This is a genomic window from Agarivorans sp. OAG1 (assembly GCF_037076485.1).
GTDB lineage: Bacteria > Pseudomonadota > Gammaproteobacteria > Enterobacterales > Celerinatantimonadaceae > Agarivorans > Agarivorans albus.
This window is the reverse complement of sequence record NZ_AP028990.1, coordinates 2376352-2400470: the sequence shown is the minus strand read 5'-3', so window position 1 is coordinate 2400470 and position 24119 is coordinate 2376352. Positions and strand designations below refer to the sequence as shown.

The following is a 24119-nucleotide window of genomic DNA, read 5'->3' as shown; positions in this document are numbered from 1 at the left end:
AATGAAACATTACTTATTGCTGCCTTTGGCATTAAGCGCAATGTCTGCTCAAGCAAACGTGCGCAATTATTCAGCATCGCTAGACGACTCAACTTGGGTTGTGTCAAATAAAACGCCTATTGAATGTAGAATGGATCATTTCATTCCCTCTTTTGGCGTAGCGAGTTTCATTAGTCGCTCATCAAAAGACGTAAATCTAGATTTCTATTTGGATATGTACAGGATTTCCGCAGAAACTCACCAAGTCTCATTACGAAGTGTTCCGCCGAAATGGAAGCCAGGTGCAAGTTCTAAGCGTATTAGCGAATTATCCTTTTATCAGCAATTTGATGGCTACGTAAATGCCCAGCCTGCGTGGCAAATGCTGAGTGAGTTGGAAGACGGTAACGTACCTACTTTTTACTTTAATGACTGGTACGCTAGCAACAATACAACAGCTGTTGGCATCTCTTCGATCAACTTTAAAACCCAATACAACGACTTTTTAAAATGTGTAGGGCGCTTACTTCCGTACTCGTTTGACGACATTGCTTTTACGGTTTTGACCTATCAATCGAATAGCAATGAATTAACCCCACGTTCTAAGAAACGTTTGCAACTTATTGGTGATTACGTAAAACATGACCCAGAGATAGATGTAGTGTTGGTTGATGCCTACACCGACAGTTACGGGGGTAAGTGGATTAACCAAGAACTTTCGGAAAAGCGCGCTAACATGGTTAAGGATTACTTTAAGTCTGGCGGGTTAGATGAAAGTGTCATTGAGGTGGCCGGTCATGGTGAGCGCAGGCACGTTGCCCGTAACGACAACACCATGGGCAGAGAACGCAACCGAAGAGTGGTTATCTCGTTAGGCAAAGATTTGCTATAAAAACAAAGGTAGAGCAACTTGCTCTACCTTTTTCATTTATCTTTAGAACGGCGCACTTCTGTCACGCACCCCAGAAGGTATACTCCAACGCTCCCTAGCAGAAACTGGATTTTGTTGCTTGCTGGCATACGGCGTTTGCATTTGGTCGCCATATAACCAAAGCACCATGTTAGAACGTTCACCACTTCGTATTGGTTGTGATGCATGCGCAACGTTGCCGCGATGAATCATTGCAGTACCCGGTTCAAAAGAAAGTCTTTTAACACTTCCGGTATTAGGATCATAAAAATCAACTTCTGAGCCAGTAAACTTTTCATCGGGCAAGTTCATATTAATATTCATTGTTACCGATGAGGCATCGGTATGAAGCCTTAATGAAGTGTCCATTCCTGCTTGCCACTGAATAGAAAAACCAAATGTTTGGCTGTCATATCCGTATACTTCTGGGAACAACAGGCGAGCGATTGGACGCATATACCTGTCGACTAGTTTGCGGTAAAACGCCTGAAAACTGGGGGCAGCAAGGTAGCCTTCAGAGCGTTCGTCAAGCATCGCCCCATGCCTATTTAGCACTATTCCATAAGGTGGCTTTAAAGGAATGCCTGCTGTAGCTACGCCATCTAGGTAGTGGCGTAATTCAATAAGTTTTTCTGGATTAAAAAACTGTGCGGTGTATACACCTGGGGCAGCTTCTTGCCACAAATCTTTAACTAGGTTTTCCGTTGATGGGTCATCCCAAGCTAAATTTACTGCGCTTTGTAGTTTTTTATCTATTAGAGTTTCACTAGCCTCAAGTAACGAGCCATTGCTTGAGGTTTCCCACTCTTTCCATGCACTAACTAGTAGTTGTTGGTTACTATTCCAGAAGGTGTTTACAGAAGGGGAACGTGCAAGCATTTCTTGTCTAGAGGGTAGGGTTAAAGCTTGGGCTTGTTCTAATTGACTGCTTACGTTTACAGCTGCATTGTTCATTTATGCTCTCCTGGTTTTGCAACCGGGGTTTCCGAATTGCTTGAGAGCAAACTTATTATGTTTCGTTATTTTGATAAATGGGCATTCAATTGAATCAGTATTTACATTTTATTAAGAATCGCAGCAGGCATTGGTGTAAATGCCAATAAACTCGCTTTACTCAATTTATCTAAGGTACTGATATATAGCTGCTATTAGCTAGCTTCTTTCCTTAATCGATTTTATCTTTAAATTCACATAAGTCTTCGATAATACACGAGCCGCAACGAGGCTTTCGTGCAACACAGGTATAGCGGCCATGCAAAATTAGCCAGTGGTGCACATCTACTTTAAATTCCTTTGGCACTACCTTTAGTAATTTCTCTTCGACCAGATCAACATTTTTCCCCATGGCGAATTTGGTGCGGTTAGAAACCCGAAATATATGTGTATCTACTGCGATAGTTGGCCAGCCAAAGGCAGTATTTAGCACTACGTTGGCGGTTTTTCTGCCCACGCCCGGCAATGCTTCTAAGGCTTCTCGGCTTTCTGGAACCTCTCCACCGTGTTGTTCAATCAAGATCTTGCAGGTTTTTATTAAGTTCTCTGCTTTAGAGTTAAACAAGCCAATCGTTTTTATGTAAGTTTTAAGCTCGTCTACTCCTAAGTCAAAAATAGCTTGGGGGGTATTAGCAACTGGGTAAAGCTTGTCGGTAGCTTTGTTCACCGATACGTCGGTGGCCTGAGCAGATAACAATACAGCAGCAAGTAGCTCGAAAGGGCTAGAAAAGTTTAGCTCTGTAGTTGGATGTGGGTTGTTATCTCTAAGTCGTGTTAGGATTTCTAATCTTTTCTGTTTATTCATGCGCTTTGAGTATTGTTTGAAAGGGTTTCTGACGGAGCTTGTTTGGTTTTAGCGCGGTTATCTATGACATTTTTAAAAGCGATGATAAAGCCCATCACCAAAAATGCACCCGGCGGAAGTATCGCAACCAAAAAGTGTTCGTTAAAGTCTACGATTTGAACATATAAAAAAGACGACCATTCGCCTAACAGCAGTTCAATTCCGTAAAACAAGCTGCCATTTCCTAAAAGCTCTCTAATTGCGCCTACTGCAACAAGTACCAAACCAAAACCAATTCCCATCATTAATCCGTCGAACGCAGCTGGCTTAACACTGTTACGTGCAGCAAATGCCTCGGCTCTACCGATGATGATGCAGTTGGTCACTATGAGCGGAATGAATATTCCTAGGTTTTGGTACAAGCCGTAGGTATAAGCATTCATTAACAGTTGTATGCAGGTAACAAAGGATGCAATAACCATAACAAATACGGGAATGCGGATCTCTTTAGCTACCCATTTACGAATCAGTGATACCGTTGTGTTTGAAGCTATCAGTACCAGCATGGTGGCAACACCCAGACCAAGTGCATTGGTTACCGTCGAGGTAACAGCCAGAAGAGGGCATAAGCCGAGCAATTGAACTAAACCAGGATTGTTTTTCCAAAGGCCTTGCCAAGCTAATTGTTTATATTCGCTCATCAAATAACTCCTTTAACAATCTGTCGCATTGTCATTAATGCTTTGCTGATTTGTGGCGTGGTAAATCAACACGTTTTTCACTGCTTTTACAACAGCACGCGGCGTTATTGTAGCGCCAGTAAAGGCGTCAAACTGGCCACCGTCTTTTTTTACAGCCCAACGAGGATCCTTGGCATCCATTAAACGTTGTCCATTAAACTGGTAAATCCAATCTGATTTTCTGGTTTCAACTTTATCACCTAAGCCTGGTGTTTCGTTATGCTGTACAACACGCACACCGCTAATAGTTGAGTCTGCATTTAAACCTACTAACAGGCGAATTTCCCCGCTGTAACCATCCGGTGCAATTGTTTGATAAACGAAAGCCGCTGTTTGTTGATTTAATTCAATTAGCCGGATGGTTTGGTCTTTATCGTTACCCAAAAACTGTGGCTCGTTAACTACTACGCATCGTTGCTGGTAAGCACTATTGGCTAACTCTTTTGATAAGACTTCATTAGTTGACCTAATCAGTTGTGCTTTAACCTGTTGCTCGATTCTTGGCTCGGTAAAGTAATTAACGATGACAACTAACAAGGTGCATGCAAAGGCGAATAGGGCCAACATCGCCGCGTTTTTAGTCATTGATTGGCGCTTAGTTGTCATTACTATTTCCCTCGCCGTAACCATATACTCTGGGCTTGGTGAAGTGATCTATCATCGGCACTGCCATATTTGCTAGTAATACAGCAAAGGCGATTGCGTCTGGATAGCCGCCATAATTTCGAATAACAAATACCAATAACGCAACCAAGCTTGCGTAAATAATCCTACCTAAGTTGCTCGTTGCTGCGCTTACCGGGTCGGTCAATATGAAAAATGCGCCAATCATGGTTGCGCCGGAAAACAGCTGCAGCAGCACTGGAATTGAGTGATCTGGGTTGATGGCTGCGGAAAGTAGACTCAAAACAAATAGGGTGGTCAAAAAAGCCAAAGGAATATGCCAGCGAATCACCTTTAAGTAGATAAGCGCAAGACCTCCTGCTAAATAGGCTAGATTAATCCATTGCCAGCCAATCCCTGCAAAACTACTGTAAATCTCATGGCTTGATATTTCATTGGATGTGAAACCTAAAGTAAGTTGTGTTTTCATCTCATCAAGCGGTGTGGCGATGGTATGGCCATCGATGCTGGCAATTTGTTTAATGCTAAAGCCGTCTACGGTAAAACCACTAAAAATGAGCGATAAACCATCGATGCTAGATAAGCTTTCAACTAACAGACTTTGTGGAGGCATCCAGCTTGTCATCGTTACTGGGAAAGACACTAATAAAAGCACGTAGGCAGCCATAGCAGGGTTAAAAATATTATGCCCAAGACCGCCATACAAATGCTTAACTACAACAATGGCAAAGAAACTGCCAATAAGCGCAATCCACCAAGGGGCATAGGCTGGAAGTGCCAAACCAACCAAAATGCCAGTAACTAGCGCGCTGTTATCACTTAAGGTTGGCCAAACAGGTCGCTTACGTAATATAAGAACTAAGGTTTCACTTAGCACTGCAACCATAGATGCCAGTAATACTTGGGTTATGGTGCCTATTCCAAAATGAAAGCTTTGAACTAATAAACCTGGCAAAAGACAAAGAATCACCCAAAACATCAATGTTTTTGTTTTTAAGGGCTTTCTAACGAAAGGTGAACTTTTTATGCTAGTGCTATTCATTGGTATCTTTCTCTTCGCGCTGTTGTTCTGCTAGTTTTTTAGCTTTAGCGCGAGCAACTGCTGCGGCGACTGCAGGGTTAACTTTTTTGGCTGGCTTTTCTACGGTTGCGGGCGTGGGCGCTTCAGTTGCGTCCTCCGCTTTCTTATTGGCCTTAGCTTTTGCAACCGCAGCTGCGATGGCCTTAGCCTTAGCGTTGTTGTTACTAGTAGTACTATCTTGAGTATTTTGTTGAACCGATTGCTCTCGAGCAAGAGGGACCTCTAAAGCTTCATCATCTTGATTGTTTGCCTTACCGGCATCAACAGACTCGTCGGCTGCTGCTAGCGCGGTTTTTTTTGCTTTAGCTCTGGCTATTGCTGCGGCAACAGCAGGGTTTGCTGAAGATTTAGCCGCAGGCTTATTTAGATTGTCGTCGGCTTGATCCGCACTTGCCTCTTTGTTAGCCAGTTTTTTAGCTTTAGCCCTTGCTACAGCGGCGGCTACGGCCGGATTAGTGGCGGTTGTTGGTTCAGATTGTTGCTGAGCTTGTGCTTTTTTCGCCTTAGCTCTAGCTACGGCAGCAGCCACAGCTGAATTACTTGATTCAACTGTGTTGTCTTCAGCGGTAGTTTCGTTATCTTGATTTTGTTGTTTCTTGGCTTTAGCGCGCGCGATAGCCGCTGCTACTGCGGGGTTTGCGCTAGGCTTAGACTCGTTTATCGATTCACTGTTATCAGTCTGCTTTTTAGCTTTAGCACGCGCGATGGCCGCAGCGACTGCCGGGTTAGCGCTGGCTTTACTCTCGTTGGCTTCTTTTTGGGCTCTTCGCTCAGCTTTGCGAGCTTCTCTAGCAGCTATGGCCGCTTGATTATCTGGTACCCATTCACCAGTTTCGTCTTGTTTTGCTGCTGGACTGGCGGCTTGCTTGTTTTTGACTCTTGCTAATGCCGCTGCGACAGGGTCAGGTTTATTTTGCTTAGCGCTGTCTTCTGCTTGAGCTTGTCTACGCAAAGCGGCTTGTTGGTGTTTCGCTTTACGTTCTAATTTGTCTTTTTCTAAACGAGCTTGGCGTGCATCGAAGCGTTGTTTGGCTATATCGGCTTCTTTTTGTGCAATGTCTTCGCTGCGTATTTTGGCTTTTGCTGTTCGGTAGTGTTGTACCAAAGAGATTTCGCTTGGACAAACAAAGGCGCAGGCTCCACATTCAATGCAGTCCATGATATTGAAATCGCGCGCTTTGTTTAGTTCGTCCCCTTTAGCGTACCAATACAACTGCTGAGGTAGTAAACCCATTGGGCAGGCTTGAGCACATTCACCGCAACGTATACACGGTGATTCATTTTCAGCAGCCATCGGATTATTAACAATCAGGCAGTTAGTTGTTTTTACCACCGGTGCTTGGTTGCTGGGGAGCATGAAGCCCATCATCGAACCGCCCATAATGGTTGGCGCGTTAGGCTCACCCTGTAGATTTGTGTTGATCACATCGCTTACTGCTGTGCCAATCGGCACCCAGTAATTGCTAGGACTAGTGACTAAATCACCGGCAAGGGTGACAACTCTAGAAATTAGCGGTTCGCCTAGCGTTACAGCTTGATACACGGCGTAAGCTGTGCCGACATTTTGCACTAGCATGCCTAGGTCAATAGGTAGCTGGTTAGCTTTAACTTCTTTTCCAGTAAGCACTTGGATAAGTTGCTTTTCACCACCAGAGGGATATTTGGTAGGGATGCTTCGAATGATGATATCTTGATTGCCAACCGCTTCTAACGCTTTAATGGCTTTTGGTTTATCATCTTCGACGGCAACTATGGTAAGCGTTGGCTTGAGTACTTTTTGCAGTAAGGCCACACCACCGATAATTTCCGCTGCATAGTTCTGCATTAAGCAATCGTCAGCCGAAATATAGGGCTCGCATTCGGCGCCATTTATAATCAGTACGTCTAAAGGCTTATGCGGAGTAATCTTCAAAGCAGTAGGGAAGCCAGCGCCGCCCATGCCGGATATACCTGATAAATGAACGCGTTGGCAAATAGCTTCGGGGTTTAATTCTTCATCACTCAGGGGGCTAGGCCATTGTGCGTCTTGTTGCTCTTTGTCTACTTGAATGACGACACTTAATTCAGGAATGGCTGAAGCATGCGCAGAAACTCTTGGTTCAATCGCAATGATTTCACCGGAAAGGGAAGCATGGACTGGTGGCGCTTGAAAGAATTGAGACTCGGTTAAGGCTTGTCCACGTAATACTTTATCGCCAACTTCTACTAGTAACTTGCCTGCGCTGCCAATATGCTGTTGAACAGGTATGCTTAACTCGTTAGGCAAGTTGATTAGTTCAGGCTTACCACAATTGATATCCTGCTTATTGGTTTCTGGATGGACACCACCTTGGTAGTTCCAAGTAAAACCTTGTTTAATTTTGTCTAACCACGCCACCATCTATTTTTGTTCCTCGATGATTGCGACATCTATTTGGTTCAATTTCCAATCCCAGTTTTTGGTTGTTGTTGGTATTGGGCGCATTTCAATACAATCGGTTGGGCAGGGGGCCACACATAGCTCGCATCCGGTACATTCTTTAGTAATAACCGTATGCATATGTTTATTCGCACCCATAATGGCATCTACAGGGCAAGCTTGAATGCACTTGGTACAACCAATACACGCATCTTCTACGATGTATGCCACTTTCTTTCGGTCATCTTCTTTTACGGCTGACTCATCCAGAGGGATCGCTTCAACCCCTAGCAATTCTGCTAGTTTTACTACAGTCTCTTCGCCGCCAGGAGGGCATTTGTTTATCGCTTCGCCGTTGGCGATGGCTTCAGCGTAGGGCCGACAACCGGGATGACCACATTGTCCGCACTGTGTTTGAGGTAGCAGTGCTTCCACTTGATCGGCAATGGGGTTGCCTTCAATTTTATATTTGATGGCAGCATAACCTAGTATTCCACCAAATACTAAGGCTAGAAGGGTGATGGCAATAAGTGCTTCTAACATCTAAACATACTACTTAATTAATCCAGTGAAACCGACAAAGGCTAAAGACATAAGCCCTGCTGTGATCATCGCGATCGCTGCGCCTTTAAAAGGTAGAGGGATATCTGCTACCACTAGGCGTTCACGCATTGCTGAGAACAAAATTAACACTAGCGAGAAGCCAGCTGCTGCTCCAAAACCATAGATAATTGATTCAAATAGATCATGCTGCTCATTAATATTTAGTAGCGCCACACCTAATACTGCACAGTTAGAGGTGATAAGCGGTAGGTAAATGCCTAATACACGGTGCAGTGCGGGGCTGGCTTTTTGCACAAACATCTCGGTGAACTGAACCACAACGGCAATAACCAAAATAAAACTCATGGTGCGCAGATAAACAATATCTAGTGGCAACAATATGTATTGTTCTACTAAATAGGAGCTCATTGACGCTAGAGTAAGCACAAAAGTGGTAGCTAAGGCCATGCCAATGGCGGTTTCTACTTTGCTGGACACACCCATAAATGGGCATAAACCCAAGAACTTAACCAGCACAAAATTGTTAACCAGTACGGTACTGATTAATAACAACAAATATTCAGTCATTTAAATAAGATGCAGCGGAACGAGCCGCTATTATCCTTGTTTGTGGTGCGTATAACAACCGTGACTTCAATGTGGAAAAGGCGCTAAAAATTTGCTGTGAGTTGTGAATCATTTTTGAGCGGTTAAATTTACTTTTTACCCTTCGGTTGATCTCGATCATTTGTATTTGCTTTATCCTTAAAATCTCTCGACTACTATATCTAGTGGGATCTAAAATCCTTAACCACAATATATGGATAACCATCACATTGGATGCTTTTTTGAGCGTTTCTTTGTTAGAAGCCTTTAGTGGCGCGGGTTCCACAGTTTTTTATTTAATGAGTGAGTGAAATTGGAGCGTAAATCGTGAAAACAGTCGTGATAAAACGAGACGGAAGCCGTGTACCTTACGACGCAAAGCGGATTGTTGATGCAGTGCTAAAAGCAGCTGAAGCTTTAGGTGTTAAGGACAACCTAGTTGCATTGCAAATTGCCCAACAAGTAACAGAACAGTTTTTGAACTTACCTGAAGTAGATATCAACGATATTCAATCATCTGTTGAAAACTACTTAATGGAAAGTGATAACAAGACTTTAGCACGTGCTTACATTGAATATCGTCACGACCGCGACGTTGCTCGCGAAAAGCGCAGCGTGTTAAATGCTGAGATCCGTGGTTTGGTTGAACAAAGCAATGCCGCGTTACTTAACGAAAATGCGAATAAAGACAGTAAGGTTATTCCAACTCAACGCGATTTGTTAGCGGGCATTGTTGCAAAACACTACGCTAAAACTCATTTGCTTCCGCGAGATGTAGTAAAAGCCCACGAAACTGGCGAAATTCATTTTCACGATTTAGATTACGCACCATTTTTCCCAATGTTTAACTGCATGCTAATCGACTTAGAAGGCATGTTAACCGGCGGATTTAAAATGGGTAACGCTGAAATTGAAACCCCAAAATCAATTTCAACGGCAACCGCAGTCACCGCTCAAATCATCGCTCAGGTTGCCAGCCATATTTACGGTGGCACAACAATTAATCGCATCGACGAGATTCTGTCTCCTTACGTCACCAAAAGTCATGAAAAACACTTAGCTACTGCTAAAAAATGGCAAATAGCTGACGCGGAAGCTTACGCTAAAGCGCAAACCGAAAAGGAATGTCATGATGCATTCCAGTCTTTAGAGTATGAAGTAAATACCTTACACACTGCGAATGGGCAAACGCCATTTGTTACCTTTGGTTTTGGCTTAGGCTCTTGCTGGGCCTCGCGATTAATTCAGCGTTCAATCTTAGAGAACCGTATTGCCGGATTAGGTAAAAATGCCAAAACGGCAGTATTCCCTAAGCTGGTATTTGCCATTAAAGACGGCTTAAACCATAAGAAAGAAGATCCAAGTTACGATATTAAGCAGTTAGCTTTGGAATGTGCATCAAAACGCATGTATCCAGATATTTTAAACTACGACAAAGTTGTTGAAGTGACAGGCTCGTTTAAAACCCCTATGGGTTGTCGTAGTTTCTTAGGTCACTACCAGGAAGAAGGTAAAGACATTCACGATGGTCGCAATAACCTTGGTGTAGTGAGCTTAAACTTACCGCGCATTGCTATTGAAGCTAAGGGTGATGAACAACGTTTCTTCGAACTACTTGAACAACGTTTAAGTGTTGCGAAACATGGTTTAGATAGCCGCATTTCTCGCCTTAAAGGTGTTAAAGCCAAAGTCGCTCCAATCTTGTACATGGAAGGCGCTTGTGGCGTTCGGTTAAATGCCGAAGATGATGTATCTAAAATCTTCGAAAATGGTCGTGCGTCAATTTCATTGGGTTACATCGGTTTGCATGAGACTGTGAACGCGCTATACGGAAACAGTGAACACGTTTACGACAATAAACAGTTACAACAAAAAGCTATCGGTATTGTTACTGCACTAAAACAAGCTACTTTACGTTGGGAAAAAGAAAGTGGTTACGCCTTTAGTTTATACAGCACTCCAAGTGAAAACCTATGTGATCGCTTCTGCCGATTAGACGCCAAAAAGTTTGGTGTAATCGAGGGCGTAACAGATAAAGGTTATTACACCAATAGTTTCCACTTAGATGTAGAAAAGAAGGTAAACCCCTTCGACAAAATAGATTTTGAACAGCCTTACCCTTCAGTAACTAGCGGCGGCTTTATTTGTTATGGTGAATACCCAAACATGCAGCACAATACTGAAGCCTTAGAGGATGTTTGGGATTATAGCTATAGTCGCGTTCCGTATTACGGTACAAATACGCCTATTGACGAATGTTACGAATGTGACTTCACTGGCGAGTTTAACTGCACCAGTAAAGGTTTTGAGTGTCCTTCTTGTGGTAATACCGAGTCTAGTAAGGTGTCTGTTACTCGACGAGTATGTGGCTATTTGGGTAGCCCTGATGCACGACCATTTAACTATGGTAAGCAAGAAGAAGTTAAACGCCGAGTGAAACATCTGTAAATGAACTATTTGAGTTACCACTCGGTCGATGTAGTTAACGGGCAAGGTACGCGCTGTACCTTGTTTGTTGCTGGTTGCGAGCACCAATGTCGAGGTTGTTATAACCAGAAATCTTGGCGTTGTGATTCTGGCTACCCGTATACTGATGACTTAGAACAACAGATTATCAATGATTTGAACGATTCTAGGATTCGACGTAAAGGGCTTAGCTTGAGCGGTGGAGATCCACTACATCCAAAAAATCTAGACGCAGTACAACGTCTAGTTGAGCGCGTAAGAAAAGAGTGCGCAGGCAAAGATATTTGGATGTGGACAGGCTATAAACTTCAAGAATTAAACCCGCAACAGCAGGCAATTGTTAAGCAAGTTGATACCTTAATTGACGGTAAGTTTGAACAAGAGCTGGCCGACCCAAAATTACAATGGCGAGGCAGTAGTAACCAAATTATTCACTGCCAACCCCTTCAGTAGTTAAGCGATAAGCTCAGGGCGAGAGATTAAGTAGCCCTGCAAGCTATCAACATACATAGATTCAAGTAGCTGTTTTTGCTCTAAGGTTTCAACGCCTTGAGCAATTACTTGGCAACCTAAACGATGCGATACCTCTACCAGCATACTCACGAATTGCTGATTAGCTTTGTCACTTTCTAGTGCTTGCACCAAATCGCTACTTATCTTCACATAGTTAGGCTTGAGCTCTTTAAACAATTTAAATGAGCCAATACCGTTACCAAAATCTGAAATTGCAGTGTGGCAACTGTTTCGGCGAAGTACTTCAAACAGCTTTCTGGCGTTGCTCAAGTGCATATCCAAAATTTCTTCTTCTAACTCAAAAACCACCCGAGATTTTAAATTAGGGTAGGTGAGTAGCTGTTGAGTTAGCCAAGAACAAAAATCTGGGTCAGTTAAAATAAGTTTACTTAGGTTTATCCCCCAGCGGTATTCAGCGTTTTGTCCAGAGATGGTATGCAAGATGTAGCCAATTGTTGCTTTTTCTAGTTCTAATATCATGCCTAGGCGTTGTGCCATTACCATGGTTGTTTCGGTAGGAAGCTGCTGGTTATTGTCACTTAAAAAACGAATGAATACTTCATGGTATGCCGGCATGGTGCGATGTAACGACTGGATGGCTTGTGATGCTAGGCGGAAGTTATTTTTGTTAATAAGCGAGCTTATAGTTGAGTGCCATTGAAGTTCACTACTTTCTAATGTTTCGTCATCTTCGAGCACTATTTCCCAGCCATTGGGAGATAGGCTTTGGGCAATAGCTAGGGCCGCATCAGCGCGAGCAATCACTCGTTCAATGGAGTCACCACTTTTAAGCTCGGTTACGCCGGTATAGGCTGCGCTTTGCATTTGCTTACCGTTGCTGTACTCGTTTAGAGAGCTTTTGAGTGCCTGAGCGACTTGGCTAACTCGACTGGCTGGGAATTTAGGCAATACCAGGGCAAACTCAGCTCCCAAAAGTCTAAACAAGCTGCTTGATGAATAATCTTTGCGATTAACATCGATGATCTTTGCGATATCTCTAATGTAGTCATCGCCAGCTTGGTGGCCACGTGCTTTGTTGATTTCTTCAAGTTGCGAAGCTCTAACCAAAAACAAAACCGTATCTTTAGGTGTTGTCTTTAACATTTCCTGCATTTTTTGGCGGAACGAGTGCCGATTAAATTGGCCTGTTAATGGGTCTAGGGCAACTTGCTTCTCTAGTTGTTGAATTGCATGTTTTTGTTGGCGGATTTGCTGAGTAAACTGCTGTTTCTGATCCTTGATTAACTCGCCAACAGCACCGAGTACCGGCTTTTCATCAACTAATCGATCCGCATTAACCAGCTTTTTGAGCTTACTTTTAACCCGAGACATAGCACGAATATAAAGAAGGCTGGTTAACATGTAGCCCATTGCACAAAGCGCTGCGATGGTTAGGTAGAGGCGTAAGTATCCGTCACTAACAAATTCAAATGAGGGTTTAAAGTTTACTTGGAACTTATCTACTGCAATGGTTTGCATTGACGTTTTACTAGGTTCGGCTAAGTCAACTAACCAGTGCTGCGGCGAACCAACCAATGCCAAAGTATTATCAACAGCTAACTGTGTAGAGATAAAACTAAGTTGGTGTTGGTCGCGTAAAGTCGCTAGATACTCTTGATTGAGCTGGTCAATTCTGGTCAATTGCAGAGAGAGCAGGGAGTTTATCTGCTGATTTTCACGGGCCAGATCAAGTTTAAACAACTGTACATGAACACCCACCAGCGCAATCCATAGCGCGATAAATAAAAAAGCATTTACAACAAAAAATGTTCTAAGGCCTTTCATATCCTACCTGTTTAATAAATCAGCGATCTCTAATAATGATACATGCAAACATTAGACTTATCTATCAGATGCTTAGGATTAAGTAATCTATTTAGTGATTAACAAATATCGGAAAGGGTATAACAGGAAGTGATAAAAATGTGGCTCCCCAGGTTGGGCTTGAACCAACGACACATGGATTAACAGTCCACCGCTCTACCAACTGAGCTACTGGGGAATTATAAGGCTTACTAGATAAAAGGAGTGGCTCCCCAAGTTGGGCTTGAACCAACGACACATGGATTAACAGTCCACCGCTCTACCAACTGAGCTATTGGGGAATCGTAAGGTATATCTAGTTATATGATTGGCTCCCCAAGTTGGGCTTGAACCAACGACACATGGATTAACAGTCCACCGCTCTACCAACTGAGCTATTGGGGAATCATATAAGGTATTGACCTATTGTAATCAAGATTGGCTCCCCAAGTTGGGCTTGAACCAACGACACATGGATTAACAGTCCACCGCTCTACCAACTGAGCTATTGGGGAATCTTGATTTATCACTTAGCAAAGGAGATTTGGCTCCCCAAGTTGGGCTTGAACCAACGACACATGGATTAACAGTCCACCGCTCTACCAACTGAGCTATTGGGGAATCGCTTTGCTTAAGTGCGGGGCGCATAGTAATAATTGCCCCTATAAGTGTCAACTAATTCTACGTCAAAAATGACAATTTCTGTTTGTTTGCTCAACTTACATCCAGTTGTTGCAAACTACAGATCGAAACTTGTTCAGCTGGTATAAAAAATGCGCAGATAATTAATATTCATAAAAACACATTTCTTTATAGCTAAGCTTGATTGCCTAATAATTATGCACAATATGTAAAAGCCTTTGGTGCTGGTAGTTAGCGAGACTTATCCACTGATTTTGTGGATAACTGTGTGCATTAAAAGTCGCTTATGGGCTACAGCCCACTAGATACCTAGCACGAGCCTAAATTTGATCTACATCTGTTTTTCATTTAATCACTATTATTCAAGGACTTATTTAATTATTGGTGTAAAAGCTCAATTTTTGACCTGTAAAAAAAGTTGTTGCTTTTACAAAAAAAGTGTTGTGCATTACTTTTCGTTACAATCTTCTTACTGTGCACAATTTAGGGTTATCTGCTACCGATTTTCTGTTTGCGATATTCTCTGCTAAACAACGCTAATTTTCTGTACAAGACTAATACGCCTTTTTGTTATCGCTAGGTTTTGCGTAGAATGGACCAATGATAAAACTTTCAGATGATTGGTAGTAGAGCAGTGAAAAAACCATTTGATCTAGTATCGGAATACAAACCGGCAGGGGATCAGCCAACGGCTATTTCAAGTCTAATAGAAGGCTTAGAAGATGGGCTCGCTCATCAAACGCTACTAGGGGTTACCGGTTCAGGCAAAACATTTACAGTAGCGAATGTGATCGCAGAGCAAAATCGGCCAACTATAGTTTTAGCGCCAAACAAAACCTTAGCCGCTCAGCTTTATAGCGAAATGAAAGAATTCTTTCCTAATAATGCGGTAGAGTTTTTTGTTTCTTACTATGACTACTATCAACCTGAAGCCTATGTACCGACCACTGACACATTCATAGAGAAAGATGCATCAGTTAACTCTCACATCGAACAAATGCGGCTGTCTGCGACTAAGGCCTTATTAGAGCGACGTGACGTAGTATTGGTAGCCTCCGTGTCGGCCATTTACGGTTTAGGTGATCCTCAGTCCTATTTACAAATGATGCTGCACCTAAGTGTTGGCGATATGATTGACCAACGCGCCATTCTCCGCCGATTAGCAGAACTACAATATTCGCGTAACGATGCTGCCTTCCAGCGTTCTACCTTCAGAGTTCGCGGAGACGTGATTGACGTATTTCCAGCAGAGTCTGACAAAAATGCAGTAAGAATTGAATTGTTTGATGGCGAAGTAGAACGGCTCAGCAGCTTTGACCCACTAACTGGGGCTGAAGAGGCGGTAATGGCAAGGGTGACTATCTTCCCTAAGACCCACTATGTAACGCCGCGAGAAACCATTCTTAATGCCATCTCATCAATTAAAGAAGAATTAAACGAGCGCAAAAAACAGCTGTTGGATGCTAACAAGTTAATAGAAGAGCAACGAATTTCTCAGCGTACATTGTTCGATATCGAAATGATGAACGAACTAGGGTATTGCTCGGGTATCGAAAACTATTCTCGTTACTTGTCGACTCGCGCCCCAGGCGAGCCACCACCAACATTATTAGATTATTTGCCTGCCGACGGTATCCTTATCATCGATGAGTCACACGTAACCGTGCCTCAAATTGGCGCAATGTATAAAGGTGACCGCTCGCGCAAAGAAAATTTGGTTAATTACGGGTTTCGTTTACCTTCTGCCTTGGATAATCGGCCTCTTAAGTTTGAAGAGTTTGAACAAATCGCACCACAAACCATATTTGTATCCGCTACGCCAAGTAATTATGAGTTAGAAAAAACTAACCAAGAGTTTGTTGAACAAGTTGTTAGGCCGACAGGTTTACTAGACCCAGAAATAGAAGTTCGCCCAGTAAATACTCAAGTCGACGATTTGTTGTCAGAAATTCGTATACGCACGGCAATCGATGAACGGGTATTGGTGACCACGCTTACCAAAAGAATGGCCGAAGATCTAAGTGAATACCTCACTGAGCATCAAGTTAAAGTGCGTTACCTGCACTCGGATATTGATACCGTAGAACGGGTAGAGATCATTCGTGATTTGCGTATGGGAGTATTTGACGTGCTTGTGGGTATTAACTTGTTACGAGAAGGCCTCGATATGCCTGAAGTATCGCTGGTAGCCATACTCGATGCCGATAAAGAAGGCTTCCTTCGCTCAGAGCGCTCGTTAATTCAAACCATTGGCCGGGCGGCGCGTCATCCTCAAGGTAAAGCGATTCTTTATGGCGACAAGATTACCGGCTCTATGGAACGAGCAATTGGTGAAAATAATAGACGCAGAGAAATCCAGCATCAGTTCAACCTTGATAACGGTATAGTTCCGCAAAAACTTAACAAGAAAGTGGTTGATATTAGTAACTTTGGGAAGAGTAAAGTACTTCAAGCGGCAGAGCCAAAAGCAAAGTACGCAGCACTTACTCCTGAAATTATGTTGAAGAATATTGCGCAACTAGAAAAGCAAATGATCAATCACGCAAAAGAGTTAGAATTTGAACAGGCTGCAGCGGTACGAGATGAAATAAATGAACTGCAAGAGCAACTGGTAAAAATGAGTTAGCTGCAATAAGCCATAAAAAAAGCCGCTGTATATACAGCGGCTTTTTAATAGAACTAATCTTAGTTTGCTGCAGCGATAATTGCGCCAAACTCTTCAGCCATTAGAGAAGCACCGCCAACTAGCGCGCCATCAATGTCTGGTTGAGAGAAAAGCTCTTTAGCCGTAGCAGCTTTAACACTACCACCGTAAAGAATTTGAACTTTTTCAGCAACAGTTGCACTTTGCGCTGCTAACCAGCCACGAATGTGAGCGTGAATAGCTTGAGCTTGCTCAGAAGTAGCAGATTTACCAGTACCGATAGCCCAAACAGGCTCGTAAGCGATAACAGCATTTTCTAATGCTTCAACACCACAAAGGTCGATAACAGCTTTAAGCTGAGTTTCAACTACAGCTTCTGTTTTACCTGCTTCGTTTTCTTCAAGAGTTTCACCAATACATAGTACAGGTACTAGTTGGTTTTCTTGAATCGCTTTGAATTTAGCAGCAACTACAGCATCAGTTTCGTTGTGGTACTGACGACGCTCGCTGTGGCCCACTAGGTTGTAAGTACAACCAAATTCTTTCAACATTACTGGAGAGTTTTCACCAGTGAATGCACCAGAGGTGTTTACGCTTGCATCTTGTGCACCGTAAGCGATTGGAGCATCACCCACTAAGGCTTCAACTTGACCTAAAAATACTACTGGTGGGCAAATTGCAGTTTGCACGTTAGTAGCTGCTTTAGCTGGTTCGATTAAGCCATTTACTAATGCGGTAACAGAATCTTTAGTACCGTTTAGTTTCCAGTTACCCATTACAAGAGGTGTTCTCATTGTGCGTCTCTCCTTTAAATAAATTGGCTCGATTATAGTGAATAAATTACAAAAACGTAGTGTTTCCGCAAAATTATCTGCCTAAAACTGTAAATTGCTGATCTAAAACAAACGATTAAGAAAAATAAGTACGTATTTTTTGCCACCAAATCCCAAGTTTTTCGTGCCATACAGCGTCATACCTATGAATAAAGCGCGCATCGGGCAAAAACTCATAAAGCCGTTGTTCTCCCTGAACTTCTTTGCCAAGGTAATCAGTAGGTACAGGGCTTATATTGCTTGAATACTTGTTGAAATGCTGCAATGCACGTTTCATATGAGTAGCGCTAGTCACCAACGCGGTAGGGCGCTGTCCTATGTACGTAGCAATAACGGCTGCTTCTTGCTCGGTATCTTTAGCTTTAGGAATAGTAATAATGTTGGCAGGAGGAATGTTAGCTTGCCTTGCTACTTTTTCCATGAGCTCAGCATTGCTGTTTGGATCGCTGCCGCCATAGCCCGATACAATTAAACGGCTCTGGGGGTTAACTAAACTTAACTCAATCCCTTTAGTGATACGCGCAAACGATGAGCGACTAAGCTGCTCAGTAGGCGAGAGCATTGGATCACTGATATGACCACCACCTAATACCACGACAAAGTCGAAACTATCGACAAGCTGGCTTGGCGCTTTTAATTCTCGTTCATTTACTAGTAACTGTTGATTTACCCACCAAGGGTTGCTGGTAACCAACAATATGGCCAAAGCAGGGACTAAAGTCGCTGCGGCGCGGTAGGGACGTTTTGTTATGCCAAAATAAAAAGAGAGCAACAAAAAGAACAACGAAATGTTAAGCGGCATCAGCAGCGAGCCTAACCATTTTTTTACGATAAAACCTAAACTTAAATCCATATAGTGGTTTCTCTCATAAGCCTTACAGGCATCTTAATTGATTGCACTCTTCGGTGGAATCACAGACCTTAAAAATTACCAAAAATAGCGGCTTAATCCAAATTAATGCGTTAAATCAAAATTTTCCCGAAATTTTTTTCTGTGACTAAAGACAGGTTTAGCGACTTAAGGTAATCTTCGCACCATACAGGTATGTAATTAGCAGTGAGGAAAATATGTTTGAGCGCGTATCCGCAGCCCCCGCAGATCCAATCTTAGGATTAACAGAAGCTTTTAAAGCTGACGCCCGTCCTAACAAAATCAATCTTGGTGTTGGCATTTACAAGAATGAAGCAGGTCAAACCCCGGTTTTAGCTACCGTTAAAATCGCCGAAAAACGTCTTTTAGAAAACGAAGCCACCAAATCTTACCTAAGTATTGAAGGTAACCCGGCTTACGGAAAAGAAGTTCAAAAGTTACTTTTTGGTGAAGACAGTGAAATCGTAGCTAGCCAACGCGGATTTACCGCTCAATCTCCTGGTGGAACTGGCGCTCTGCATAACGCGGCTGAATTTGCTTACAACCATTTGGGTGTACGTACTGTTTGGGTAAGCAACCCAACGTGGGCTAACCACGGTAACATCTTTAAAGCGCTTGGCTTAGAAGTTAAAGCATACGACTACTACAATGCTGAAACTAAAGACCTCGACTTTGACGCAATGGTGACGTCTTTAGAGCAAGTTGCTGAAGGTGACTTGGTGCTATTTCACGGTTGTTGTCACAACCCAACGGGTATCGACCCCACTCAAGCACAATGGGAACAGCTAGCCAACTTAACTGCAGCTAAAAAAGCACTGCCTTTGTTCGATTTTGCTTACCAAGGTTTTGCGACCGGCGTTGAAGAAGATGCAGCGGGTTTACGTATCTTCGCTAAACAGATTAAAGAGCTACTTGTAGCCAGTTCTTTCTCTAAGAACTTTGGTTTATACAACGAACGTGTTGGTGCATTCACCTTAGTTGCGGCTGATAAAGAGCAAGGTGCAACAGCTTTTAGTCAAGTTAAAGCTGGTATTCGTGCAAACTACTCAAACCCACCGTCACATGGTGCTGCGGTAGTAACCACTATTTTGCAAGATGCTGAGTTAAAAGCGCAATGGGTAGCAGAAGTAGCTGAAATGCGTGACCGTATTAAAGAAATGCGCGATTTGTTCGTAGCAACTTTAGCCGCTAAAGGCGCAACTGGTGATTACAGCTTTATTCAACGCCAAAACGGTATGTTCTCATTCTCTGGTTTATCGAAAGAGCAAGTACAAACCTTAAAAGAAGAACATGGCGTATACATCGTTGGTTCTGGTCGTATTAGCGTAGCAGGTATGACTAAAGACAACATGGAAGCGCTTTGTGCTGCTATTGCCGCAGTAGTATAAGTACTGGTTTAGATACAAAAAAAGGGTTAAACGTTTCTCGTTTAACCCTTTTTATTTAGCTTTTTAGGATTCTAATTTAACCAACAACAATATTCCTGCCTTTGTTCTTCGCTTTATAAAGCGCGTTGTCTGCATCCTTTATCACTTCTTCGGCATTGGCGTGATGATTGGCTTTTTCTGCTACACCAATACTTACAGTAATTTGAACGGTATTTTTAGGTTTGGCTTCTTCGTTTCGAGCGGTTTTGTCACCTTTATCACGGCTGGTTTTATCCCTAATTGCAAACGGGGTTTCCGAGATAATTTCACGAATGTCATCTAAAAACGCAATAGCATGATCAAGCTTTTTACCTTTAAATAGAACGGTGAATTCTTCACCGCCGTAGCGAAATACTTGGCCGCCACCTTCAATTTGGTCGAGTTTAGATGCCACCATAGCTAACACGTCATCTCCAACGTCGTGACCATAGGTGTCGTTAAACTTTTTAAAGTGATCAATGTCTACCATCGCTAGGCTGTAATTTTTTGACATACCAGCGAGTTTCTCAAAAAGCATCCGTCTACCAAGTAAGCCGGTTAACTCATCGCGGTAAGCCAGCTCATGAGAGGCTCTAAATCCAGCATAAAGCATGATGAGCATAGAAGCGGTGAAAAATACCGAAGAGATAGCTTCACGGTCTAAAAACATCAGCGGAAATAAACTTGCGACAAAGCTAAAAAATAACCCAATGGTTAAACTTGTAGACTTATACGCCCAGCGAAAAAAAGCCGCGACGATACAAACCACAGACAAGCCCAGTGCAGCTAAGCTCATTACTAAACCTTCTCTAGGTCTAGGTTCAAACCATTCGGTAATAAACTCTGCGGTGTCGGCAACAAAAAAGTTAAGAGCTAGCGATATGCTCGCCATTTGTACTAACAAAAAAACATAAATGGCGATTGCTCTTGGGGTAGTACTGCCATTTTCATTAATGAACTGATTCAATACCAAGTTAATCGGGATGAACAAACACACTGCTGTAAAAGCAAATTTTGCTTCCGGAATACTTAGTGGTTGCTGTAGGTAACTGGCGATAAGCCAATAGCTAAAGGTGTTTACAATCACCACTGCAATAAGTTGTCGGCGGTTAAATTGCAGAGCTAACATTGCGGTAATTGCTGCTAAACCGTAAGGCATCCAATAGATAATATCTTGAGTATTCGCCGATAAAGATGAATGCCAAATAAGCAATGCACTCGCTATCGATAAGATGATTACAGGAGGCAGTATGTTTTGGCTTGTAAGTCTACTTTCCATAGATTTCAAGTGATTGAGTTTGAATCGATTTTATCGAACTATTACTAGTTTTTGAATCAATAACGAAGCAATAACGCGCTTAGCCTCTAAGTTTTCTTCAGCAACTGCATAATAGTCTTTGATATTATGCAGTTGCTGTTCTAATTTTAGTGTAACTAAGAATAATGGAGCAGGGCATGAGTGACTTTCTTTTCATCGATGATATCGACGAGCCTTCAGAAGAAGTTACCAGACCAACATGGAAGTTACTGGTCATAGATGATGAAGCCGAAATTCATTCTGTAACACGATTAGTATTGTCTGATGTGGAAATTGATGGTTATAAGCTCGAGTTTTTATCAGCATACAGTGCCGAAGAAGCACAACGAATGTTTGAAGAACATAATGATATTGCCATCGCACTTGTAGACGTAGTAATGGAAACCGACCATGCAGGTTTAGAACTGGTTAGGTGGATTCGAGAAACAAAAGAAAATCATGCAACACGCCTAATTTTGCGAACCGGACAACCAGGCCAAGCACCAGAAGAGTCTGTGATCAAAGACTACGATATCAACGATTACAAAAGTAAAACCGAGTTAACAGCTACTAAGCTTAAAACCATTACCTATTCAGCCATTCGCTCTTACCGAGATATTTTGTTTATTGAGCGTCACCGTCAAGGCTTGATGCAGGTTATAGAATCCACATCCTTAGTACTTAAAAGTAAAACCTTGTACCACTTTGGTTCCGCGGTGCTAAAACAACTAGTAGAGCTTTTCCAATTAGAAAGCTCAGCCATGTACATTACAACGCTTACCGAAGATGTACTGCGCCATCAGTCTTTTAACGTACTAGCTGCTACTGGGGATTTTGTTACCAATGAACATAACGAATATAATTTCGACCAAAGTAAAATCCCCGAAGATGTAAAACAACTGCTAAAACGTGCATTGGATGAAAAGAAAACGCTGGTTACCGAAAACTGCTATGTGGGTTTTTACCCAACAGATAGCCGCAGTGTTAGCTTACTGTACGTGCAACATGAAAACCCTTTAGACGATATCGAAAAAGGCTTACTTGAAGTCTTCGCCACTAACATTGCACTTACTTTCGAAAACCTCACCATTAAAGAAGAAATTCAAGATACCCAAAAAGAGCTGATATTCATTATTGGTGATGCCATTGAGCAACGCAGTAAAGAAACTGGTTCTCATGTAAAACGAGTATCGTTAATTTGTGAGTTAATGGCTAAAAAGCTCGATTTTGACCCCGAGTTTGTAGAAGCGTTTAAACACGCAGCGCCGCTACATGATCTGGGCAAAATCGCGATTCCTGAGTCGATATTACATAAGCCTGGTAAGTTAGATGCCGAGGAATGGAAGATTATGCAAACTCACGCGCAAGTGGGTTACGACTTATTGGCCGATTCCAATAAAATCATAGCGCGTTTAGGTGCAGAGATCTCTTTATGTCACCATGAAAAATGGGACGGTAGCGGATATCCCCGTCAGCTGGCTGGAGAGGATATTCCGTTGGTTGGTCGTATCATGGCCATCACTGATGTATTTGATGCCTTAGGCTCAAAACGCTCTTACAAAGAGCCGTGGGGTAATGACGAAATCAAGCAATTCATTATCGAGCAAAAAGGCAAGCATTTTGACCCGCAACTGGTTGATATTCTTGTAAATGACTTTGATGAATTCCTCGAAATAAGAAACGCTTACCCTGACTAAGTTTTTTATTGAGTTTTATCCTTAAAAGGCGCATTCTCACAGCATTATTCAGCTAAGTTCACTGCTTAGCATAACTTTTGAGAAGGGCCTTCTTTTGGCACTTAAACCTACTATTTATAAATTGCGAATATCTCTATCGGATTTAAACCGCAATTACTACGACACCATTAACCTCACTATTGCTCAGCATCCTTCAGAAACCCTAGAGCGGATGATGGCGCGTACAATGGCTTTTTGTTTGAATGCAGAAGCAGAGTTAGAGTTTACCAAAGGACTTAGTGAAGTAGAGCAACCCGACATTTGGCAAAAATCTTTAGAAGGTGACACCCTACTGTGGATTGATGTTGGCGAACCAAGCCCAGAGCGAATTAAGAAAGCAAGCAGATCGGCTAAACGCGCCAAGGTGTATAGCTTTAATTCAAAATCCGATACCTGGTGGCAACAAACAGAGAATAAAATAAACCTGTTGGACGCAGAAGTATGGCAGTTGAGTTGGGATGAAATGGTTACATTAGCCAGCTTTACTCAACGCACCATGGATATGTCAGTCACTATTACCGAAGAATCTGCGTATGTAACCAGTGATGAAAACGAAATTGAGATTCACTGGAAGAACTTAAAGTAGTTTTAGAATGAAGGAAGCTTAAGCTTCCTTCTTAGCCGCAACACTTTTTAAACTTTTTACCACTTCCACAACTACACGGGTCATTACGTTTAGGCGTTTTTTCTACTACTTTGGTTGCTGGCTTGGCGATCAATAGCTCTAACTGCTCAGTGTTTTCTTCAGCTTCGGAATCTACCGTAACGTTTACCGCAATCCCATACTCAGCAGCACGCAGTTGAAGTTCTTCTTTTCGGTCTTCAGTGCTTACCAACAACGGCAAAGGGTTTTCTTCAGTTCCAATTTTTACATCACGCTTTGTGTTAAAGCCGAAGCTTTCATGTTTTGGTTTTTTCTCGATACGACCCTTAAAAAAGAACTTAGACATGAATGTACCCCCTAATAAAAATAATTAGAGCAGGCTTATACAGCAATATATTACACAAATAAACTAAAACGGGAGTAGTAGGGCTGTAATGAGGGGCATCACAGAAATAAGATCAAAAAAAAGCCACTTAATAAAAGTGGCAATACAAAGGCAAAACATATTCAACTAAATGTTTAGGGTTGGGAGTGGCCATAGCCAACCACTCTCAAGTTGAACAGAACGCGAGAACTAGTCGTTGTGACGATTAGTTAAGTAAATTAAAGCACTTACTCGGTGATTTAGTTACTGTCAATGTTAACA

20 protein-coding genes and 5 tRNA genes are annotated in these 24119 nt (G+C 42.5%); 7 read left to right on the top strand and 18 right to left on the bottom strand.

All coding sequences use genetic code 11. From position 1 onward, the window contains the following. The first annotated feature begins 1 nt into the window (after position 1). Complete coding sequence (locus tag OAG1_RS10950) at positions 2–871, top strand: OmpA family protein (protein ID WP_152784953.1); 870 nt, start codon at positions 2–4, stop codon at positions 869–871. 42 nt (positions 872–913) lie between these two features. Here the strand turns inward: OAG1_RS10950 and OAG1_RS10945 are convergent, their stop codons facing one another. The 8 genes from OAG1_RS10945 to rsxA form a co-directional block, all read right to left on the bottom strand. Further along, positions 914–1843, bottom strand: coding sequence for a 2OG-Fe(II) oxygenase (locus OAG1_RS10945; protein WP_338621315.1), 930 nt, complete (start codon positions 1841–1843; stop codon positions 914–916). A 211-nt stretch (positions 1844–2054) separates the two neighbouring features. Continuing rightward, positions 2055–2687: an endonuclease III gene (gene nth / locus OAG1_RS10940; protein ID WP_221077488.1), complete on the bottom strand. Its 633-nt coding sequence runs from the start codon at positions 2685–2687 to the stop codon at positions 2055–2057. Further along, positions 2684–3367 carry an electron transport complex subunit E gene (locus OAG1_RS10935; RefSeq protein WP_221077489.1) on the bottom strand — a complete coding sequence of 228 codons (684 nt, stop codon included), beginning with the start codon at positions 3365–3367 and terminating at the stop codon, positions 2684–2686. The genes nth and OAG1_RS10935 overlap by 4 nt, the downstream gene beginning before the upstream one ends. Before the next feature lie 12 nt (positions 3368–3379). Beyond that, complete coding sequence (gene rsxG, locus OAG1_RS10930; protein WP_016401447.1) at positions 3380–4012, bottom strand: electron transport complex subunit RsxG; 633 nt, start codon at positions 4010–4012, stop codon at positions 3380–3382. Next, positions 4002–5072 (bottom strand): electron transport complex subunit RsxD, encoded by a 1071-nt coding sequence (gene rsxD / locus OAG1_RS10925; protein ID WP_040307078.1) that lies wholly within the window; start codon positions 5070–5072, stop codon positions 4002–4004. The genes rsxG and rsxD overlap by 11 nt, the downstream gene beginning before the upstream one ends. Continuing rightward, the gene (rsxC, locus tag OAG1_RS10920) at positions 5065–7491 is read right to left on the bottom strand and encodes an electron transport complex subunit RsxC (protein WP_338621314.1); all 2427 of its coding nucleotides are present in this window, start codon (positions 7489–7491) and stop codon (positions 5065–5067) included. The genes rsxD and rsxC overlap by 8 nt, the downstream gene beginning before the upstream one ends. Further along, complete coding sequence (gene rsxB / locus OAG1_RS10915; RefSeq protein ID WP_338621313.1) at positions 7492–8052, bottom strand: electron transport complex subunit RsxB; 561 nt, start codon at positions 8050–8052, stop codon at positions 7492–7494. Between the two features lie 9 nt (positions 8053–8061). After that, positions 8062–8640 carry an electron transport complex subunit RsxA gene (rsxA, locus tag OAG1_RS10910; protein ID WP_016401451.1) on the bottom strand — a complete coding sequence of 193 codons (579 nt, stop codon included), beginning with the start codon at positions 8638–8640 and terminating at the stop codon, positions 8062–8064. Between the two features lie 345 nt (positions 8641–8985). Between rsxA and nrdD the strand changes: the two genes are divergently transcribed. Both nrdD and nrdG read left to right on the top strand, forming a co-directional pair. After that, entirely contained in the window at positions 8986–11106 is a 2121-nt protein-coding gene (gene nrdD / locus OAG1_RS10905; protein WP_249483136.1) for an anaerobic ribonucleoside-triphosphate reductase, read from the top strand. After that, positions 11107–11577, top strand: coding sequence for an anaerobic ribonucleoside-triphosphate reductase-activating protein (gene nrdG / locus OAG1_RS10900; protein WP_338621312.1), 471 nt, complete (start codon positions 11107–11109; stop codon positions 11575–11577). It begins immediately after the preceding gene. Here the strand turns inward: nrdG and OAG1_RS10895 are convergent, their stop codons facing one another. The 6 genes from OAG1_RS10895 to OAG1_RS10870 all read right to left on the bottom strand — a co-directional run bounded on the left by OAG1_RS10895 (position 11578) and on the right by OAG1_RS10870 (position 14061). Continuing rightward, positions 11578–13422 (bottom strand): GGDEF domain-containing protein, encoded by a 1845-nt coding sequence (locus OAG1_RS10895; RefSeq protein WP_338621311.1) that lies wholly within the window; start codon positions 13420–13422, stop codon positions 11578–11580. It lies immediately after the preceding gene. A 141-nt stretch (positions 13423–13563) separates the two neighbouring features. Then, positions 13564–13639 (bottom strand) — tRNA-Asn (locus OAG1_RS10890). Between the two features lie 27 nt (positions 13640–13666). Beyond that, a tRNA-Asn gene (locus tag OAG1_RS10885) sits at positions 13667–13742 on the bottom strand. A 27-nt stretch (positions 13743–13769) separates the two neighbouring features. Beyond that, a tRNA-Asn gene (locus OAG1_RS10880) sits at positions 13770–13845 on the bottom strand. A gap of 34 nt (positions 13846–13879) precedes the next feature. Beyond that, positions 13880–13955: transfer RNA gene (locus OAG1_RS10875), tRNA-Asn, on the bottom strand. A gap of 30 nt (positions 13956–13985) precedes the next feature. Further along, positions 13986–14061, bottom strand: a tRNA-Asn gene (locus OAG1_RS10870). A gap of 655 nt (positions 14062–14716) precedes the next feature. Between OAG1_RS10870 and uvrB the strand changes: the two genes are divergently transcribed. Next, positions 14717–16708, top strand: a complete 1992-nt coding sequence (gene uvrB / locus OAG1_RS10865) for an excinuclease ABC subunit UvrB (RefSeq protein ID WP_338626405.1) — start codon at positions 14717–14719, stop codon at positions 16706–16708. A 59-nt stretch (positions 16709–16767) separates the two neighbouring features. Here the strand turns inward: uvrB and tpiA are convergent, their stop codons facing one another. Together tpiA and OAG1_RS10855 are read right to left on the bottom strand one after the other, a co-directional pair. Beyond that, entirely contained in the window at positions 16768–17520 is a 753-nt protein-coding gene (gene tpiA, locus OAG1_RS10860; RefSeq protein ID WP_338626404.1) for a triose-phosphate isomerase, read from the bottom strand. A gap of 115 nt (positions 17521–17635) precedes the next feature. Continuing rightward, entirely contained in the window at positions 17636–18412 is a 777-nt protein-coding gene (locus OAG1_RS10855; protein ID WP_338626403.1) for an ElyC/SanA/YdcF family protein, read from the bottom strand. 215 nt (positions 18413–18627) lie between these two features. Between OAG1_RS10855 and OAG1_RS10850 the strand changes: the two genes are divergently transcribed. Then, positions 18628–19818: an amino acid aminotransferase gene (locus OAG1_RS10850; protein ID WP_152784931.1), complete on the top strand. Its 1191-nt coding sequence runs from the start codon at positions 18628–18630 to the stop codon at positions 19816–19818. A 76-nt stretch (positions 19819–19894) separates the two neighbouring features. On the opposite strand, the gene OAG1_RS10845 is transcribed toward OAG1_RS10850, so the two are convergent. Then, positions 19895–21115 (bottom strand): GGDEF domain-containing protein, encoded by a 1221-nt coding sequence (locus OAG1_RS10845; RefSeq protein WP_338626402.1) that lies wholly within the window; start codon positions 21113–21115, stop codon positions 19895–19897. Positions 21116–21291: 176 nt separating this feature from the next. On the opposite strand from OAG1_RS10845, the gene OAG1_RS10840 reads away from it, so the two are divergent. Both OAG1_RS10840 and OAG1_RS10835 read left to right on the top strand, forming a co-directional pair. Then, positions 21292–22830: a DUF3369 domain-containing protein gene (locus OAG1_RS10840; protein WP_338626401.1), complete on the top strand. Its 1539-nt coding sequence runs from the start codon at positions 21292–21294 to the stop codon at positions 22828–22830. Between the two features lie 94 nt (positions 22831–22924). Next, complete coding sequence (locus OAG1_RS10835) at positions 22925–23455, top strand: YaeQ family protein (protein ID WP_152784922.1); 531 nt, start codon at positions 22925–22927, stop codon at positions 23453–23455. A gap of 31 nt (positions 23456–23486) precedes the next feature. Here OAG1_RS10835 and OAG1_RS10830 read toward each other — a convergent pair whose 3' ends face one another. Beyond that, complete coding sequence (locus OAG1_RS10830) at positions 23487–23819, bottom strand: PBPRA1643 family SWIM/SEC-C metal-binding motif protein (RefSeq protein WP_338626400.1); 333 nt, start codon at positions 23817–23819, stop codon at positions 23487–23489. Positions 23820–24119 lie beyond the last annotated feature (300 nt).